General features: G+C 26.9%; 18 protein-coding genes. 12 read left to right on the plus strand and 6 right to left on the minus strand.

The genetic code is table 11. From position 1 onward, the window contains the following. Positions 1-27: 27 nt before the first annotated feature. The 6 genes from HMPREF0216_RS03640 (at position 28) to HMPREF0216_RS03665 (ending at position 7,806) form a co-directional block, all read left to right on the plus strand. Positions 28-1,044 (plus strand): alpha-hydroxy-acid oxidizing protein, encoded by a 1,017-nt coding sequence (locus HMPREF0216_RS03640; RefSeq protein ID WP_005211283.1) that lies wholly within the window; start codon positions 28-30, stop codon positions 1,042-1,044. Between the two features lie 444 nt (positions 1,045-1,488). After that, entirely contained in the window at positions 1,489-1,737 is a 249-nt protein-coding gene (locus tag HMPREF0216_RS03645; protein WP_005211285.1) for a TM1266 family iron-only hydrogenase system putative regulator, read from the plus strand. A gap of 10 nt (positions 1,738-1,747) precedes the next feature. After that, a complete protein-coding gene (gene hydE, locus HMPREF0216_RS03650; RefSeq protein ID WP_040418756.1) occupies positions 1,748-2,866 on the plus strand; it encodes a [FeFe] hydrogenase H-cluster radical SAM maturase HydE in 1,119 nt (372 codons plus the stop codon). Positions 2,867-2,940: 74 nt separating this feature from the next. Next, positions 2,941-4,317 carry a [FeFe] hydrogenase H-cluster radical SAM maturase HydG gene (hydG, locus tag HMPREF0216_RS03655; RefSeq protein ID WP_040418758.1) on the plus strand — a complete coding sequence of 459 codons (1,377 nt, stop codon included), beginning with the start codon at positions 2,941-2,943 and terminating at the stop codon, positions 4,315-4,317. Between the two features lie 11 nt (positions 4,318-4,328). After that, complete coding sequence (gene hydF / locus HMPREF0216_RS03660) at positions 4,329-5,516, plus strand: [FeFe] hydrogenase H-cluster maturation GTPase HydF (RefSeq protein WP_005211291.1); 1,188 nt, start codon at positions 4,329-4,331, stop codon at positions 5,514-5,516. A gap of 217 nt (positions 5,517-5,733) precedes the next feature. Next, positions 5,734-7,806, plus strand: a complete 2,073-nt coding sequence (locus HMPREF0216_RS03665; RefSeq protein ID WP_005211293.1) for an SPFH domain-containing protein — start codon at positions 5,734-5,736, stop codon at positions 7,804-7,806. Positions 7,807-7,937: 131 nt separating this feature from the next. On the opposite strand, the gene HMPREF0216_RS03670 is transcribed toward HMPREF0216_RS03665, so the two are convergent. Continuing rightward, positions 7,938-8,702 (minus strand): DeoR/GlpR family DNA-binding transcription regulator, encoded by a 765-nt coding sequence (locus HMPREF0216_RS03670; RefSeq protein WP_005211295.1) that lies wholly within the window; start codon positions 8,700-8,702, stop codon positions 7,938-7,940. 172 nt (positions 8,703-8,874) lie between these two features. Here HMPREF0216_RS03670 and HMPREF0216_RS03675 point away from each other — a divergent pair, with 172 nt between their 5' ends. Next, positions 8,875-9,666 carry a Cof-type HAD-IIB family hydrolase gene (locus tag HMPREF0216_RS03675; protein WP_005211297.1) on the plus strand — a complete coding sequence of 264 codons (792 nt, stop codon included), beginning with the start codon at positions 8,875-8,877 and terminating at the stop codon, positions 9,664-9,666. 198 nt (positions 9,667-9,864) lie between these two features. Here HMPREF0216_RS03675 and dusA read toward each other — a convergent pair whose 3' ends face one another. From dusA to HMPREF0216_RS16680, 4 genes are all read right to left on the minus strand, one after another. After that, on the minus strand, positions 9,865-10,893 hold the full coding sequence (dusA, locus tag HMPREF0216_RS03680; protein WP_040418759.1) for a tRNA dihydrouridine(20/20a) synthase DusA: 1,029 nt from the start codon (positions 10,891-10,893) through the stop codon (positions 9,865-9,867). A gap of 73 nt (positions 10,894-10,966) precedes the next feature. Then, positions 10,967-11,536 (minus strand): biotin transporter BioY, encoded by a 570-nt coding sequence (locus tag HMPREF0216_RS03685; RefSeq protein WP_005211301.1) that lies wholly within the window; start codon positions 11,534-11,536, stop codon positions 10,967-10,969. Position 11,537: 1 nt separating this feature from the next. Continuing rightward, complete coding sequence (locus HMPREF0216_RS16675; RefSeq protein WP_005211302.1) at positions 11,538-11,990, minus strand: biotin--[acetyl-CoA-carboxylase] ligase; 453 nt, start codon at positions 11,988-11,990, stop codon at positions 11,538-11,540. Continuing rightward, positions 11,969-12,517: a biotin operon repressor gene (locus HMPREF0216_RS16680; protein ID WP_005211303.1), complete on the minus strand. Its 549-nt coding sequence runs from the start codon at positions 12,515-12,517 to the stop codon at positions 11,969-11,971. The genes HMPREF0216_RS16675 and HMPREF0216_RS16680 overlap by 22 nt, the downstream gene beginning before the upstream one ends. 207 nt (positions 12,518-12,724) lie before the next feature. Here HMPREF0216_RS16680 and HMPREF0216_RS03695 point away from each other — a divergent pair, with 207 nt between their 5' ends. From HMPREF0216_RS03695 to HMPREF0216_RS03710, 4 genes are all read left to right on the plus strand, one after another. Beyond that, the gene (locus tag HMPREF0216_RS03695; RefSeq protein ID WP_005211304.1) at positions 12,725-13,057 is read left to right on the plus strand and encodes a hypothetical protein; all 333 of its coding nucleotides are present in this window, start codon (positions 12,725-12,727) and stop codon (positions 13,055-13,057) included. 32 nt (positions 13,058-13,089) lie between these two features. Further along, positions 13,090-13,824, plus strand: a complete 735-nt coding sequence (locus HMPREF0216_RS03700) for an arginase family protein (RefSeq protein WP_005211305.1) — start codon at positions 13,090-13,092, stop codon at positions 13,822-13,824. Positions 13,825-14,011: 187 nt separating this feature from the next. Then, entirely contained in the window at positions 14,012-14,608 is a 597-nt protein-coding gene (locus HMPREF0216_RS03705; RefSeq protein ID WP_005211308.1) for a Bax inhibitor-1 family protein, read from the plus strand. A gap of 162 nt (positions 14,609-14,770) precedes the next feature. After that, on the plus strand, positions 14,771-15,268 hold the full coding sequence (locus tag HMPREF0216_RS03710; protein WP_005211309.1) for a CarD family transcriptional regulator: 498 nt from the start codon (positions 14,771-14,773) through the stop codon (positions 15,266-15,268). A gap of 48 nt (positions 15,269-15,316) precedes the next feature. On the opposite strand, the gene HMPREF0216_RS03715 is transcribed toward HMPREF0216_RS03710, so the two are convergent. Further along, positions 15,317-15,751 (minus strand): MarR family winged helix-turn-helix transcriptional regulator, encoded by a 435-nt coding sequence (locus tag HMPREF0216_RS03715; protein ID WP_005211313.1) that lies wholly within the window; start codon positions 15,749-15,751, stop codon positions 15,317-15,319. 108 nt (positions 15,752-15,859) lie between these two features. Here HMPREF0216_RS03715 and HMPREF0216_RS03720 point away from each other — a divergent pair, with 108 nt between their 5' ends. Beyond that, positions 15,860-17,254: an MATE family efflux transporter gene (locus HMPREF0216_RS03720; RefSeq protein ID WP_005211314.1), complete on the plus strand. Its 1,395-nt coding sequence runs from the start codon at positions 15,860-15,862 to the stop codon at positions 17,252-17,254. Positions 17,255-17,285 lie beyond the last annotated feature (31 nt).

Below are 17,285 nucleotides of genomic sequence, written 5' to 3' on the forward strand. Positions count from 1 at the left end.
TAATATATAAGGAAGAAGGATTAAATTATGAATTATAACGAACTATTAGAAAATGCAAGGGTTTGTATTGGTGATTATTGTAAAGCATGTATAGAATGTAATGGAAAAGTCTGTAGAAATCAAATTCCTGGACCTGGAGCTAAAGGTGTTGGTGATACAGCAATTCGTAATTATGATAAGTGGAAAGAAATTCGTATAAATATGGATACATTAACTGAAAATAAAAAAGTTGATATGAGTGTAGATTTCTTTGGAAAAAAATTTAAATATCCTTTTTTTGCAGGACCTGTAGGCGCTGTTAATTTACATTATGGTGATAAATATAATGATATGACATATAATAATATTTTAGTATCTACATGTGCAAAAGAAGGAATATTAGCATTTACTGGAGACGGTACAAATCCTGAGGTAATGAAAGCTGCTACAAGTGCTATAAAAAGTGTAGATGGAATTGGTATTCCAACAGTAAAACCTTGGAATATTGATACTATTAAAGAAAAAATACAGTTAGTAAAAGAAAGTAATGCTATTGCAGTAGCCATGGATGTTGATGCAGCTGGACTTCCTTTTTTAAAGAATATGAATCCACCTGCAGGCGCAAAGTCAGTGCAAGAATTAAAAGAAATTATTGAATTTTCAAATCTTCCATTTATAGTAAAAGGTATTATGACTGTAAGCGGTGCATTAAAAGCAAAAGAAGCCGGAGCAGCTGCAATTGTTGTATCTAATCATGGTGGAAGAGTACTAGATCAATGTCCTGCTACAGCAGAGGTATTAGCTGATATTGTAGATGCAGTAAATGGATCTATGAAAGTATTTGTTGATGGTGGAATACGTTCTGGAGTAGATGTATTTAAAGCACTTGCAATTGGAGCTGATGGAGTACTTATTTGTAGAACTTTTGTAACTGCACTTTATGGTGGAGAAGAAGATGGAATAAAAGTATACATTGATAAATTAGCAAATGAATTAGAAGATACAATGGCAATGTGTGGCGCTTATTCTATAGATGAAATTACTAGAGATATGATACGAATATAATTGTAAAAAAAGGTTTTAGCTAAAGATAAGTTAAATTAGTATTTTAATTAATAATAAGTATATAAAAATTAGCAATAGATTTACTAAAGATTGATATACTGAAAAATATTCTTATGCAATAATTGACAGTGTAAGAATAAAGGATTACTATTAAATAGTAATAGTTATTTATTCACATTAATAAATGTTTTTGTAATTAAATTTCATTATTAAATTTAATAGGATATCTAATAGAAAAGATTTAATAATAGTCTAATCTAAAAGAGAGTATATTAGTTTTTATAAATATATTTTTATATTATATATATTTAAATGTAATTCATTAATATAAAGTAATGATATTATATATATACTAATTTTATAAAGTACTAGCTCTCATTTTAGATTATGAGTGCTAGTTTTTTATTTTAAAAAATTAAGTGAAAGATAAAGAGGTTGAGATTTATGAAGAGAATAGCTGTAATAAGTGCAATTTTAGAAAATCCTAAAAAAAATCAAGAAGAATTTAATGGAATTATTTCTGAATTTAGAGGAAGTATACGTGGGAGAATGGGTATTCCATTTGAAGAAGGTATTTCAGTTATAAGTATTACTGTAACTGGTGAACTTGATGAAATTAATAAACTTACAGGAAAACTTGGGAATATTCCAGGAGTACTAGTTAAAACTGCAATTGCTAAAAAAGAACTATAAGGAGAAAAATATGACAGTTAGATATATTATAGACAAACTGTATAATACAAGCTTTGCATCTAGAGAAGAATTAGTATTTTTATTAAATCATTTAACAAAAAAGGATAAGGAATATTTGACTGCAAAAGCTCATGAAGTAAGTTTAAAGAATTATGGAGATAAGGTTTATATTAGAGGGCTTATAGAATTTACAAATTATTGCAAAAGAGACTGCGTATATTGTGGAATAAGAGCTTCAAATAAGTTAGCAGATAGATATCGATTAACTTTAGAAGATATATTGGATTGTGCTGATATTGGTAATAATCTTGGATATAAAACTTATGTACTTCAAGGAGGGGAAGATCCTTATTTTACAGATGAAAGAATGGTAGAGATAATTACTGCTATTAAGAAAAGACATCCTAATAATGCAATTACATTATCTTTAGGTGAACGTTCTTATGAATCTTATAAAATAATGTTTGAAGCAGGAGCTGATAGATATTTATTACGTCATGAAACTGCAAGTAAAAATTTATATGAAAGCCTTCATCCAAAAGCTAGTTTTGAAGAAAGAAGGCAATGTCTTTATAATTTACGAGAAATAGGTTATCAAGTTGGTTCAGGTTTTATGGTTGGTCTTCCAAAACAAAGCAATGAGGATTTAGTAGAAGATCTTATGTTTATAAAAGAGTTAAAACCACATATGTGTGGAATAGGGCCTTTTATCCCACATAAAGATACTCCATTATCAATGGAAATTGGAGGGTCAGTAGAAAAAACTACTACCATGATGTCTTTAATTAGACTTATGAACCCTAAGATTTTACTACCTTCAACTACAGCTTTAGGAAGTATTGATCCACTTGGTAGAGAAAAAGGTCTTAAAGCTGGTGGTAATGTAGTTATGCCAAATCTTTCTCCAACAACTGTAAGAGAAAAGTATTCTTTGTATAATGGTAAGATATGTACCGGTGATGAAGCAGCTGAATGTAGAATGTGTATTGAAAATAGAATTAATAAAGCAGGCTTTACATTAGAGATTTCTAGAGGTGATAGCTTAGTTTTGAAAGATGATAATAGAACTGAAGAATTAGAAAAATATAAAAATATAAGTAAGGTAGATAATTTAACTTTTAAATTTTAAATGTTACCGGATTTTATGATAGATTTAAATTTTTATATTAATATTATTTAAATGAATTTATGGGAGGAAAGAATATGTTTATTAATCATGAAGAGATATATAAATTATTAGAAGAAGGTAAAAATTCCTCTAAAGAAGAAGTAGTTGATATATTAAAGAAAGCAAGAGAAAAAAGAGGTATTTCTCATAAAGATATTGCTACGTTATTACAGTTAGATGATAAAGAATTATTAGATGAAATGTTTAAAGTTGCTGGAGAGATTAAAGAGTCTATTTATGGTAAAAGAGTAGTTTTATTTGCTCCACTTTATATAAGTGATTATTGTGTAAATAATTGTGTTTATTGTGGTTATAAAAAATGTAATAGCTTTAAGAGAAGAAAGTTAACCCAGAATGAAATAAGAGAAGAAGTTAAAATACTAGAAAAAATGGGGCACAAGAGATTAGCATTAGAACTGGGAGAGGATCCAGTTAACGCACCTATAGATTATGTATTAGAAAGCTTAGATACAATATATAAAACTCAAGGAAAAGATGGTGAGATTAGAAGGGTTAATGTTAATATTGCCGCTACAACAGTTGAAAATTATAGAAAGCTTAAAGCTGCTAATATAGGAACTTATATATTATTTCAAGAAACTTATCATAAACCAACTTATGAATTAATGCATCCAAACTCTTTAAAGTCTAGTTATGAATATCACTTAACTGCTTTTGATAGAGCAATGGAAGCTAAAATTGATGATGTTGGTGGTGGAGTCCTTTTTGGACTTGCTGATCCAAAATTTGAAGTGCTTGCTCTTATGATGCATAATGAGCATTTAGAAAAAGAATTTGGTGTAGGATTCCATACTATTTCAGTTCCAAGATTAAAACCAGCAGAAGGGGTAACATTAGAAAAATTCCCTAATTTATTAAGTGATGAGATGTTTAAAAAGGTTGTTGCAATAATTAGAATTGCAGTTCCTTTTACAGGAATAATAATGTCTACAAGAGAAACTGCAGATATTAGAAGACAAGCTTTAAAGTTTGGGGTAACTCAAGTAAGCTCAGGTTCTTCTACAGGAGTTGGAGGTTACAAATCAAGAGAGCAGGGAGAAAGTGTTGAACAGTTTAAAACATCAGATGAAAGAACTCCAATTGAAGTTTTAAATTGGTTATTAGATGAAGGATATATTCCCAGTTATTGTACTGCATGCTATAGAAAAGGGAGAACTGGAGAAACATTTATGGGACTTGCTAAAACTGGAGAAATACAAACAATGTGTGAACCAAATGCTTTAATGACATTAATGGAATATGTTTTAGATTATGGAGATGAGGATACTTGTAAAAAAGCTGAAAATATAATCTATAAAGAGGCTGAAAAAATTAATAATCCTAATATTAAAAAATTTATAACTGAAGGTATTGTAAAATTAAAAGAAGGGCAAAGAGATTTATATATTTAGAGGTAACAATTATGAATAATACGCCAAATTCTAATAGAAAACATATAGCAGTCTTCGGAAAAACAAATGCAGGAAAATCCTCATTAGTTAATAGTATTTTAGGTCAAAATGTATCTTTAGTTTCTGATATTGCTGGAACTACAACAGATCCTGTACTTAAAGCAATGGAACTTATTCCATTAGGACCAGTTTTATTTATAGATACAGCAGGACTTGATGATAAAAGTGAACTCGGTGAATTAAGAGTAAAAAAATCAAAGGAAATGTTAAAACGAGCTGATTTTGCTTTATATGTAATGGATGCTAATGATTTAGATTTTAATGCGTTTAAAAAAATGAAGCTTGAGTTTAAAAAATATAATATTCCTTATTTGTTAGTTATAAATAAAATAGATAATATATCTAAGGAAAATTTAAGATTAATAGAGAGTGATTGTAAAGATGCTTTATTTGTGTCAACTTACAATAGAGAAGGTATAGATAAATTAAAAAATGAAATTATCTCTAAAATAAAGGAAGATGAAGATGAATTACCTATAATAGGTGATTTAGTTCCCTATAATGGTAAAGTTGTATTAGTAGTTCCTATAGATTCAGAAGCACCTAAAGGAAGAATAATTTTGCCACAAGTTCAATGTATTAGAGATTGTTTAGATAATGGAATAAAATGTTATACCGTTAGAGATACAGAGCTTGCTTCAGCTTTAGAAGATATAAAAGATATAGACCTAGTGGTTACAGACTCTCAAGCTTTTAAAAAGGTTAGTGAAATAGTTCCAAAGGATATTAAACTTACTGGTTTCTCTATTCTTTTTGCAAGGCATAAAGGGGATTTAGAATCTTTTGTTGATGGTGCTAAAAGTATTGATAAATTAACTAAAGATTCGAAAATATTAATTTCTGAAAGTTGTACCCATAATGTGTCACATGAAGATATAGGCCGAGTTAAAATACCAAAATTACTAAATAAATATGTAGGTCATCAATTGACTTATGAGTATAGAGTAGGACATGATTTTCCAGAAGATATTAGTAAGTATGATTTAATAATTCACTGTGGAGCTTGTATGATAAATAGAAAGACTGTAGTTAATAGAGTGAATTTTTGTAAAGAAAAAGGTGTACCTATAACTAATTATGGAATAACTTTGGCATTTTTAACTGGAATATTAGATAGAAGTTTAGAATGTTTTAAATAATTAATCATGTTCAAGATCTAATTTTATTAGATAAATATACTTATTCTATTTTAAGTAGAAATTTATAAGTTAATAGGCTATTACTAAATTAATTTTATTAGTTTAGTAATAGCCTTTTATTAATTGTATTCTAATAGCCATTATATGAACATAATGAAGAATATAGTTAATATTAGGATAATATACTTAATATAAAAATATACTATTTGGAGGTAATATGGAGGTATATATTAGAGTTGCTATAATAGCAGTGGCAGTTATTATTGGTCTATTATTCTTATTTTGGTTAATAGGTTTAAGAATTATAGACAATGATAAGGTTGGTATAGTAGAAAAATGGTGGAGTACTAAAGGATCATTAAATGAGCAAATTATTGCTTTAAATGGAGAAGCAGGCTATCAACCTGAATTATTAAGAGGTGGTATGCATTTTAGAACCCCATTAATTTATAAAATACATGTTGTGCCATTAGTTACTATACCACAAGGTAAAATAGCCTATGTATTTGCTAGAGATGGTAAGCCACTTAACCCAACACAAACCTTAGGTAAAGTTGTTCAAGAAAGTAATAACTTTCAAGATGTTAGAGGATTTTTAAATAATGGTGGTCAAAAAGGACCTCAAAGGGGAATTATACGGGAAGGTACTTATGCTTTTAATCTAGCACAGTTTGTAATTATTACAGATACAGTTACTTATTGTTTAAAAACTGGTACTAAAGCAGAGCAAGAAACATTAAAAGCAATGGCAAAGCTTATTCATGAAAGAAAAGGTTTTGAGCCAGTTATTATTAAAGGTAATGAGGACTTAGTTGGAATAGTTACTGTGCATGATGGACCATCCTTAGGAGGAGAAAATATAATTTCTCCTACAGTTGCTGATGATGCACAAGATCCTAATTATCATAATAACTTTCAAGATATTGATGCATTTTTAAGGGCAGGCGGATTTAGAGGAAGGCAATATCAAGTATTAGCAGATGGTACTTATTTTATAAATAGATTATTTGCAACTATTGAATATATACCTAAAGTAATAATTCCAGTAGGTTTTGTTGGAGTTGTTGTTTCATATACAGGTTCTAAAGGAGAGGATTTTTCAGGAGTCGATTACAAACATGGAGAGCTTGTAAAAAAAGGTTATAGAGGTGTTTGGAATGAACCTTTAATGCCAGGAAAATATGCTTTTAATACTTATGCTGGTAATATTATTAAGGTTCCAACTACCAATGTAATATTAAAATGGATTTCTAATCAAATTGGAAATCATAAATATGATGAAAATCTTAAAGAAGTAAGCTTAATTACAAAAGATGCTTTTGAACCTAATTTACCTTTATCTGTAGTATTCCATATAGATTATAGAAAGGCACCACTTGTTATTCAAAGATTTGGTGATATTAAAATGCTTGTTGATCAAACTTTGGATCCTATGATATCAGCATACTTTAAAAATGTTGGACAAACTAAGACTTTAATACAATTAATTCAAGAAAGAAATGAAATTCAAGCTCAAAGTTCATTAGAAATGAAAGAAAAATTTGAACATTATAATTTAGAACTTGAAGAAGTATTAATAGGTACTCCAGCAAGCCCAAAATCAGGTAATGAAATAGAAACTATCTTAACTCAATTAAGAAGTAGACAAATTGCAAGAGAAAAGCTTCAAACTTATGAAACACAACAAAAAGCTGCTGAAAAGGAAAAAGAATTAAGAGAAGCAGAAGCTGTTGCAAAACAACAAACTACTTTAACTGAATCAGATATTAATATAAAAATTCAAGAGAATCAAGGTAAAGCAGAACTTATGAAAGCTAGACAAGATGCAGAAAAAATTCAAAAACTATCTGAAGCTGATGCTTATAAAGTAAAAAAAGAATCTGAAGCTGAAGCTTTTAAAATTAAAATTACAGCAGAAGCTGAGGCGGATAAAGAAGCTAGAGTTGGTATTTCAAAAGCTATTGCTGCAAAGGAACAAGTTAATGCTTATGGTGGACCACAATATAAAGTTATAAGTGATGTTATGTCATCTTTTGCAAATGCAGTTAAAGAAGGTAAAATTGATATAGTGCCTAAGACTTTAGTTAATGCTAATAGCGATAAAGAAGGTTTAGGGGTAAATGCTTTTGAATCTATGTTAATGCTTTTATTAAGTGAAAAACTATCAACAGAAGAAGTAAATGAAAATATAGATACACCAGAAGAAATTAGAAAGTTAAGAGATGAAATTTTAAAAGAAATATCTAAAGTAAAAGATTCTAGTAATGAAGTTGAACCTACAAACAAATAACAAAAATAATACTATTCAAACTTATATTTAAATAAAGTTATTTAATTTAAGATATAAGAATTACACTTAATATTAGGTAATTTTTATATCTTAAATAATCACTACTATAAATATTATTTTAATAACTATATTTAAATAATATTTATATAATATTCTTTAAGTGAAGAAATAATAGACTCATCAGGTAATTTATCTGTAATTATTCCATAGAAATCTAGTAAATTAGAAAATTTAAAAGCACCATTTCTTTCAAATTTTTCATTAAGCATAACTAAAAACAACTTATCAGATATATTAGTTATAGCTTTTTTGGTAGCAGCATCTTCTGATTTAGCAGTACTTATAGTACCATCTCTAAGATCTACTCCAGTACATCCTATAAATGCTTTATTACATCTATAGTTTTTTATTTGCTCAATAGCATGAGATCCTATAGTCCCACCAACATATGGATCATAATCTCCACCAATAAATATAAACTTTGTTGCTAATTCTGTAGTAATTAATGAAGAAATTTCAAACATATTTGTTATTACATTTAAATTCATATTATTTTGAACTATTAATTTAGCAATCATGAAAGAAGTTGTTGATGAATCTAAAAAAATAGTGTCATTATCAGATAATTGCTCAAATGCTTTTTTAGCAACTGTTTCTTTTAAATCAATATTTTCAATTATACGATTACTAAAACTTTTTATTTTAATACCACTATCATTTATACTTATAGCTCCACCATAAGTTCTACGTAATAAGTTTTTCCTTTCTAAAACCTTTAAGTCTTTTCTTATCATACTTTCACTTACATTAAATTCTTTACTTAAATCTTTAACAAGTATTTTACCATTTTCATTAAGTAAATCTAAAATATATTTATGACGTTCTTCAGTAAACATTTTAAAACTCCTTTATATATGTTATATTATATTATTTTATTCTTTTATTCTTTGTATAAATGTAGCAATTAATTCCTATTTATTCTCATTCTATTATAAAATTATAATATAGTCAATTGACAGCAGGTAGTAAGTGGGATAAAATAGGAATGAAAAGGAATGGAGGGATTTCATGAAAAAAGCTATATTTTTTGATATTGATGGAACATTAATTGAGTGCTTCGGTGGAATAGTTGATATGTCTGAAAAAGTTAAAAATGCAATTTACTCATTGCAAAAAAAAGGTCATTATGTTTTTATTGCAACAGGAAGACCTTATGCATTTTTAAGCCAAGCTATATTAGATTTTGGTTTTGATGGATTTATACTAGCAAATGGCGCTCAAGTAATGTTAAATAATGAAATTATTCATAGTGAATATATTGATAAAGGTTTTCTAAATGACTTAGTAGAAGAGTTTGAAGAGCTAAATATTCAATATATTTTACAAGATAAGAAGTATTCTTATCTAAAGGAAGAATTTAAAGAGTTTTATAATTTCTTTGAAAGTGTAAATGTTTCTACAAACTTATTTATAAGAGATTATGTATTTGAAGATATAAATGCTTATAAAATAGAAATGTTATGTCCTAATGAAGAAGTTGCAAACACATGCCTTGAAATAGTAAAGAGAAATGAAGATTATGATTACGTTAGTAGTATAGATGCAAAATCATTTGAACTTTACTCAAAGAAAAATACTAAAGCAACTGCAATATTAAAGGTTTTAGAACATTTGGATATTGATATAAAAAATAGTTATGCTTTTGGTGATGGAAAAAATGACATAGAAATGCTTTCAACAGTTGGTTGTGGTATAGCTATGGGAAATGCTTCTGATGAAGTTAAAAAATATGCTAAAGAAATTACTGATACAGTATTTAATGATGGTGTAGCTGTAGGAATTGAGAAGTTTATACTTTAAGTAAAAGTATTTTTGTTTGATATTTTAGTAGTAACTTTTTATTAGTTTTAAATATATTATAAACTAAAGAACCTGTACATAGGAGAGAGTTAAGTAAGGTAAGCAGTTATGTTTATAATTATAATATAATTAGCGAAGAAGGATTAAGTGAATTTTTCATATAAAGGATGGCTATTAAGCTCATCCTTTATATTTTATTTAAAGAATGTCTTGAGGCATAACAATAAGCGTTTCATTCAATATTTCCACTAAAGTTTCTTTCTTTACATTAGAGGATGATAAAAGTTGTTTAAATTTTCTACTTCCTTTTTGCCCTTGAAATAAACTTTGAAGTGGAGCAGCTAAGGAATGAACATTACTTCCTTTTTCAAGTTCTTCTTTAACATAAGGAATATATGATTTTATTATTTCACCTCTTGAAATAATTTTAGCATTTTTATCATTAATCCTATTTAAATTAGCTAAAAGATAACAATCTTCATAAGAAGCTCTACCTATCATGACTCCATCAACTTTAGTAAGAGCATCACTAATTGATTCTAGTGTTTTAAATCCACCATTAATTTCTATATTTAAATACTCAAAATCTTTTTTTAATCTATAAACCATATCATAATCAAGTGGAGGAATTTCCCTATTATCTTTTGGACTTAAACCTTTTAAAATTGCAGAACGAGCATGGACTGTGTATCTATCTGGTCTTGCTTTAGAAACAGTATCTAAAAACTCTAATAAATCTTCGTAACCTTCCATTATAATTTTATTATTTTTACCTTCAATTACATCAGTTCCATCAATACCTATTCTATGTTTTATAGTTACTGGCTTATTAGTTGCTTCCTTCATAGCTGAAAGAATTTCATAAACTAAGTTTTTATCTGCCATTAATGCTGCACCCATTAAATTTCCTGATACTCTATCTGATGGACAGCCACAGTTTAAATTTATTTCAGAATAATTATAACTTTCAGCAAGTTTAACAGCTTTATATGCATCTTCAGAACTAGACGCTGCTATTTGTAGAGCAACAGGACCTTCTTCTTCTCTAAAGTAAAGAATTCTATCTAAATCCCCATTAATTATTGCTTGAGCTGTAACCATTTCTGTATAAAGGAGAGCACCTTTATTCATAAGCCTACAAAAATATCTAAAATGTCTATGTGATTTATCTACCATTGGAGCAATGCTTATTTTAGGTGTTTGTATATTTGAAATATATTTTTCCATCATTTGTTTCCTTTCAATATATAATTAATTAGTTTTAATTATAACACATAAACATTTAATGGTCTGTATCTTATTAATTAAACTCACTAGTAAACGTATGTCCTTTTGTTATTGATATTATTCTTTTAGCTATAATTGAACTTACAATACATGATGCAGCATCTCCTGGAATAAATACAAGACAACAATAGAATACTACTGCACTTACTGTAATAGGTGAATTTAAATAATAATTAGCTATAACATAGTAATATGTCATTCCTATAAGATAAACTATTGTAAGACCAATAAAACTTGCTATTAATAAAGTTTTTAATGAAGAATTTTTCTTTCTATGTGCAATATACCCAGTAATATATGTTCCAATTAAAAATCCTATAAGATAACCAAAGGTTGGTTGAAAAATATAGCTTGGGCCACCACCTTGAGTAAAAACTGGAAGACCAACTAAACCTATAAGTATATATATTCCAACGGAAATAGCACCAAGTCTTGGACCAAGTAATAATCCTGCTAATGTAGTAAATAGAACTTGTAGTGTAAAAGGAACTACAGGAATTGGAATTTTAATAAAAGCACCAACTGCAATTAACGCAGCAAAAAGTGAACATAATATAAGTGATTTTGTATTTAATTTATTCATATTAATTTATCCCCCTAATAGTTACTTCACCAGAATTTAAAATTTTAATAGATCCATCATCATGTTCTACAATTAAAGAACCATCATTGTTTATATCAATAGCTTTTCCATTTAAAGATATTCCAGCTGAAGTATATTGAATATTCTTATTTAAAGTAATACTTCTCTTTTTATACTCAGTTATAAAATCATAGCTTTTTATTTTAGGAATCATAGTTAAAATATTGTTTATTATTTCAGCACAAAGCATATTTCTAGTAACACCATTGCTATTTCCTTTGAAAATTGATCCAGCAATTTCTTGAAGTTCTTTTGGAAAATTATTTTTAGGAATATCAAAATTAATTCCTATTCCTAAAATTAAATAATCAATAGTTCCACTTTCAAAGTTAGTTGAAGCTTCTGTTAATATACCTCCAACCTTTTTATTATCTATAAAAATATCATTATCCATTTAATTTGACTTTGTACATTAGTAACTTTATAAATTGCGTTACATATAGCAACACATGAAGAAGTTGTAATTAATACAGAATCCATTGCAGTTAAGTTAGGTCGTAAAATCATACTCATATAAATACCAGTATTAGCAGGAGAGTAGAAGCTTCTTCCTAATCTACCTTTACCTGAAGTTTGTTCTTCTGAAATTATAGTAGTTCCATGTTTTGCACCAGTCAATGCAAGATTTTTAGCTAATTCATTAGTAGAAGTTATTGTTTTATGGCTATATATTTCTATATCTGATAATTCTTTATTTAAATATAGAGCTATACCTTCTTTAGAAATAATATCAGTATCAGTTGCTAATGAATATCCTTTATTTGTAACGGCATTAATAACATATCCCTCATTTCTAAGTGCATTGATAGCTTTCCAAATTGAAGTTCTTGATAAATTAAGAGTGTTTGCTATATAAGCACCTGAAATAGTTTTTCCTTTGTTCTCTTCTAAAACTTTTAAAACACTATTTTTTAATAACATAAATTACCTCCTTAAAGATAGTATATTGATTGTAAAATATTTTGTCAATCAAAATATTTTTAAAGGTTGACAATCCTTTTAATCCTTCTAAAAAGATAATTATTATATGGAATAATACAATAAAACTACTAGTAAAAATAGAATATAAAATATTTAAATTACTATTATTTTAGAGATTATGAATGAAAGGATTTTTTATATTAAGGTATGATAAAGAAAAGATTTGTAATTAAAATTGATAATAGCACTAGAAAATTGCCATTTGAAGGTGAGCCCAACAGTATAATTGATTTGGTTGCCGATAATAAAGTAAAACAAAGAAGAATATATGGAGAAAATGGTAAAGTATTAAAAGATATAGATACTTCTAATCATAATAAACCTAAATTTCATCCAATGGGTGCTCATAAACATATTTATAATCATGATAATGATTGTAAACCTCATGGAAGTATTGAAGATTTAACAGAAGAGGAAATCAATCAAAATAAAGATATTATAGTTGAAGGAGTAAATCATTATTATGTTAAACAATTATAAATTTTATATTTTTATGTTTTAGAGGTGAGCTTATGAAAGACCTTGTAATAATGAACTTTTCTCGTATATATGAACATGAAAGTTTTTTTAAAAATAAAGAGTATCAATGGATTGATTGTACAAAAATTAATGGTACAACTGGATATTGTGATAAAGTAGCTTTTAATACTTTAAAAGAAAAGATAAATAATATTAGTCCAGAAGGAATTCATTTTATAGATTCAGGGAGCTATCATTATATTACTACTTTATGGACAAGCAAGATAAAAAAAGAATTTGTGCTTGTGGTTTTTGATCATCATTGTGATATGCTAAAACCAATGTTTGGAGATATTTTATCATGTGGATCTTGGATAATGAATACTTTAGATTATAACAATTACTTAAAAAAAGTAGTATTAGTTGGTTTAAGTAAAGAACAAAAAGAGATGATTCCAAGTGAATATTTAAATAAAATATTTTGTATATGTGATTATGATTTATTAAATATGACTGAATTAGATATTTTAAATATTATTGGCAAAAAATATCCAGTTTATATTTCAATCGATAAAGATGTATTAAACAAAAGCATTATAAATACATCATGGGAACAAGGAAGTATGGACTTAGATAACCTAATGAATATTATTAGTATTATTATTAAAAATCAAATAGTAATTGGTTTAGATATTTGCGGTGAAAGTGATTTTATTAAAGTTAAGGATATTAAAACAAGTGATTATATTAATAAAAAACTTCTGAATTTATTATTTAAGGAGCTTTAAAAGATTTTCTTATAGTATAAACAGAGTTTTATCTTAAGTTAAAATTGATGAAAAGTTAACATTTTATATGATGTTATGTAAAAATTTATGGTTATAATTAAAAGTATATTATATTTTAGGAGGCATTATTAATGGAAAGCATGGTAAAGCGTAATTACTTAGAAATATTAAAAACTTTTTTATAGCTTTGGTATTTTTAGGAATAGGGTCATTCATTGGTATTAATTTCATTCCACTAACGTTAAGATATTATTTAAATATAGCATTTTTTATATTAGTACTTATTTCTGCTTTTACAAGAAGAGGGGGATTTGTTAGAAATAAAGTAAGTATGAACATATATGCATTTATTCTAGGAATACTAACTGGATCAACTTATATTTATTATTTTTATAATTTAGGAGCAACACTCTTTATTTCTGTAATTATTGGCGTAGTTTTAATATTTGGATTATCATATATAATAGCCGCAAATCAAAAGGATGAAAATATCTTCAAATTAGGTCCAATTGTGACTGTAGGAATTTTAGTATTATTAGTTTTAGAGTTTATAAATATATTTTTCTTTAAGTTTGGTACATTTGATTTAATAATTTCTGCTATTGGAATTTCAATTTATTCTATTTATGCTTTAATAATTATGAAGTCAGTTCAAAATAGCTGTAAATATGGACTACTTTCAGAAACTGAAATAGTTAATTTTGCATTTTCAATTTTTATTAGCTTCTTAAATTTATTAGTTGATTTATTGAGATTTGTTTCAATTTTAAAAAATGATAATTAAATTAATTTTGACTTTTCTTTAGAAAATTTTGTATAATATAATTATAGAAAATATTTTAATTGAATTTAATTATTTAAAGATTAACACAACGCGTAGTTTATTGATTAGGAACGTAAGTCCAGTTGTCAGTAACTATGCGTTTTTATTTTAAGGAGGTATTTTATGTTTTCTACTAATGATTATATTATTTATGGTAATACAGGTATATGCAAAATTGAATCTATAAAAGAAATGAAATTTGGAAATAATCCTACAAGAAAATACTATATAATAAAACCTGTTTATGGGGAGAAAGAAACTATCTATTCACCTATTGATAATACTGCTATAAATATTAGAAAAATTATGAACTTAGATGAAGTTAAAGAATTGATTAATGAAATTCCAAAACAGGATACTATTTGGATAGAAGATATTTCTGATAGAAAAGAGAAGTACAGTGAAATAATAAAAGGTGGAAATAGGCATGATCTTGTTAAATTAATTAAAACATTATACTTAAAAAAACAAGAAAAAGCCAAGGAAGGTAAAAAGCTAATGATTGGTGATGAAAAGCTAATGCAAGAAGCAGAAAAAATTTTACATCAAGAATTAGCATTAATTTTAGATATTAAACCTGAAGAAGTTGCACCATTTATAACAAGTGAATTGAAAGAGTAAAATAAAAAAGTGATTGTATTTATTTAATACAGTCACTTTTTTATTTTATTACTTTAAAGCATTATTTGCAAAACCAACCATAACTTCTAAATATTTTTCAATATCCTCTTTAGGTATACCATCAGTAATTTTATTAATAAATTCAATCTGCATTTTTTGTAACTTAATTACTAAAGGTTTTGATTTTTCTGTTAACTTCAAATGTTGACATCGTCTATCATTTTTATCTATATATATTTTTATTAGCTCTTTATCCAATAATGGTTCAACAGCTTTTGATACATATGCTTTAGAAAAGCCTTTTAATTTTGCAATATCCTTTGCAGTATCGCAAGCAGGATTATTATATAAAAAGGCTAAAATATCAGCTTCTGGTTTTGTTATTCCACATTCATCAGCCGCTTTTGTAGATAAATTATAATATAAATCATTTATATGTTTTATAGAATATAGTATTTTTGTTATATCAAAATTAGTTTTCATTATACCCTCCAAATAGTTGACATCTAAACAGTTTCTATGTAAACTATTTTATAGTTAATACAATCTATTGTCAATTTTATTTATTATTTTTCAAAGGAGAATGAGATTATGCAACAAAATCAAACAGAAGAATTAGGAACATGTAGCGTCGGTAAATTATTATTTAAATTAGCACTTCCTGCAATTGCCGCACAAATTATTAATTTGCTTTATAATTTAGTGGATCGTATGTATATTGGTCATATTGCTGAAGTTGGTAAATTAGCTCTTACTGGTGTTGGAGTATGTTTACCTTTAATTATGATTATATCTGCCTTTGCTGCATTAGTTAGTATGGGAGGAGCACCAAGAGCATCTATTTTTCTTGGAAAAGGAGATGTTGATAACGCTGAAAAAACTCTTGGAAATTCATTTACTTTACTTATAATAGTTTCCATTATCCTAACTATTATATTTCAATTTTTTGCAAAAGATATGCTTTTAATATTTGGAGCTAGTGAAAATACAATAAGTTATGCAATAAGTTATATGAAAATATATAGTTTAGGAACAATATTTGTTCAATTAACATTAGGACTTAATGCATTTATAAGTGCTCAAGGCTTTGCTAAAATAAGTATGTTTACTGTTTTAATTGGAGCAATAAGTAATATTATTCTTGATCCAATTTTTATTTTTGGATTTAATATGGGTGTGTCTGGTGCTGCATTAGCTACTATAATTTCTCAATCATTATCTATGATATGGATACTTGTATTTTTAACTGGTAAGAAAACTACATTAAAGATTAGAAAGAAAAACTTACGTTTATCAAAAAATATTATACTTCCATCAATAGCACTTGGATTAGCTCCATTTATTATGCAAGCTACTGAAAGCCTAATTGCCGTTTGCTTTAACTCATCACTTTTAAAGTATGGTGGAGATATAGCAGTTGGAGCAATGACAATACTTACAAGTGTAATGCAATTTTCTATGTTACCACTTACAGGTTTAACTCAAGGTGGACAACCAATCATAAGTTATAATTATGGTGCTAAAAATGCAGAGAGAGTAAAAAAAGCATTTAAATTACTGCTTATTGCATGTGTCGTATATTCAACTATATTATGGGCTGGAGCAATGTTTGTACCAAAAGCTTTTGTATTAATATTCAATAATGATCCAGAGCTTATAGAGTTTACTATTCCAGCACTTAGAATTTATATGGCTGTATCTTGTATTTTTGGTGTACAAATTGCATGTCAACAAACATTTATTGCATTAGGAAATGCTAAAACATCATTATTTTTAGCATTACTTAGAAAAGTAATATTATTAATACCTCTAATTTATATAATGCCGATTTTTATGGAAAATAAAACAACTGCGGTATTTACAGCTGAACCAGTAGCTGATATGTTAGCAGTTACAACTACTGCTATATTATTTATAATACAATTTAAGAAATCGATGAAAGAAATTTCTATTCCTGAAGAAAATATCAATAAGGCTAATGCATAGAAAAAAACACTTATAGCTATAAAGCTATAAG

It is taken from the genome of Clostridium celatum DSM 1785 (genome assembly GCF_000320405.1).
GTDB lineage: Bacteria > Bacillota > Clostridia > Clostridiales > Clostridiaceae > Clostridium > Clostridium celatum.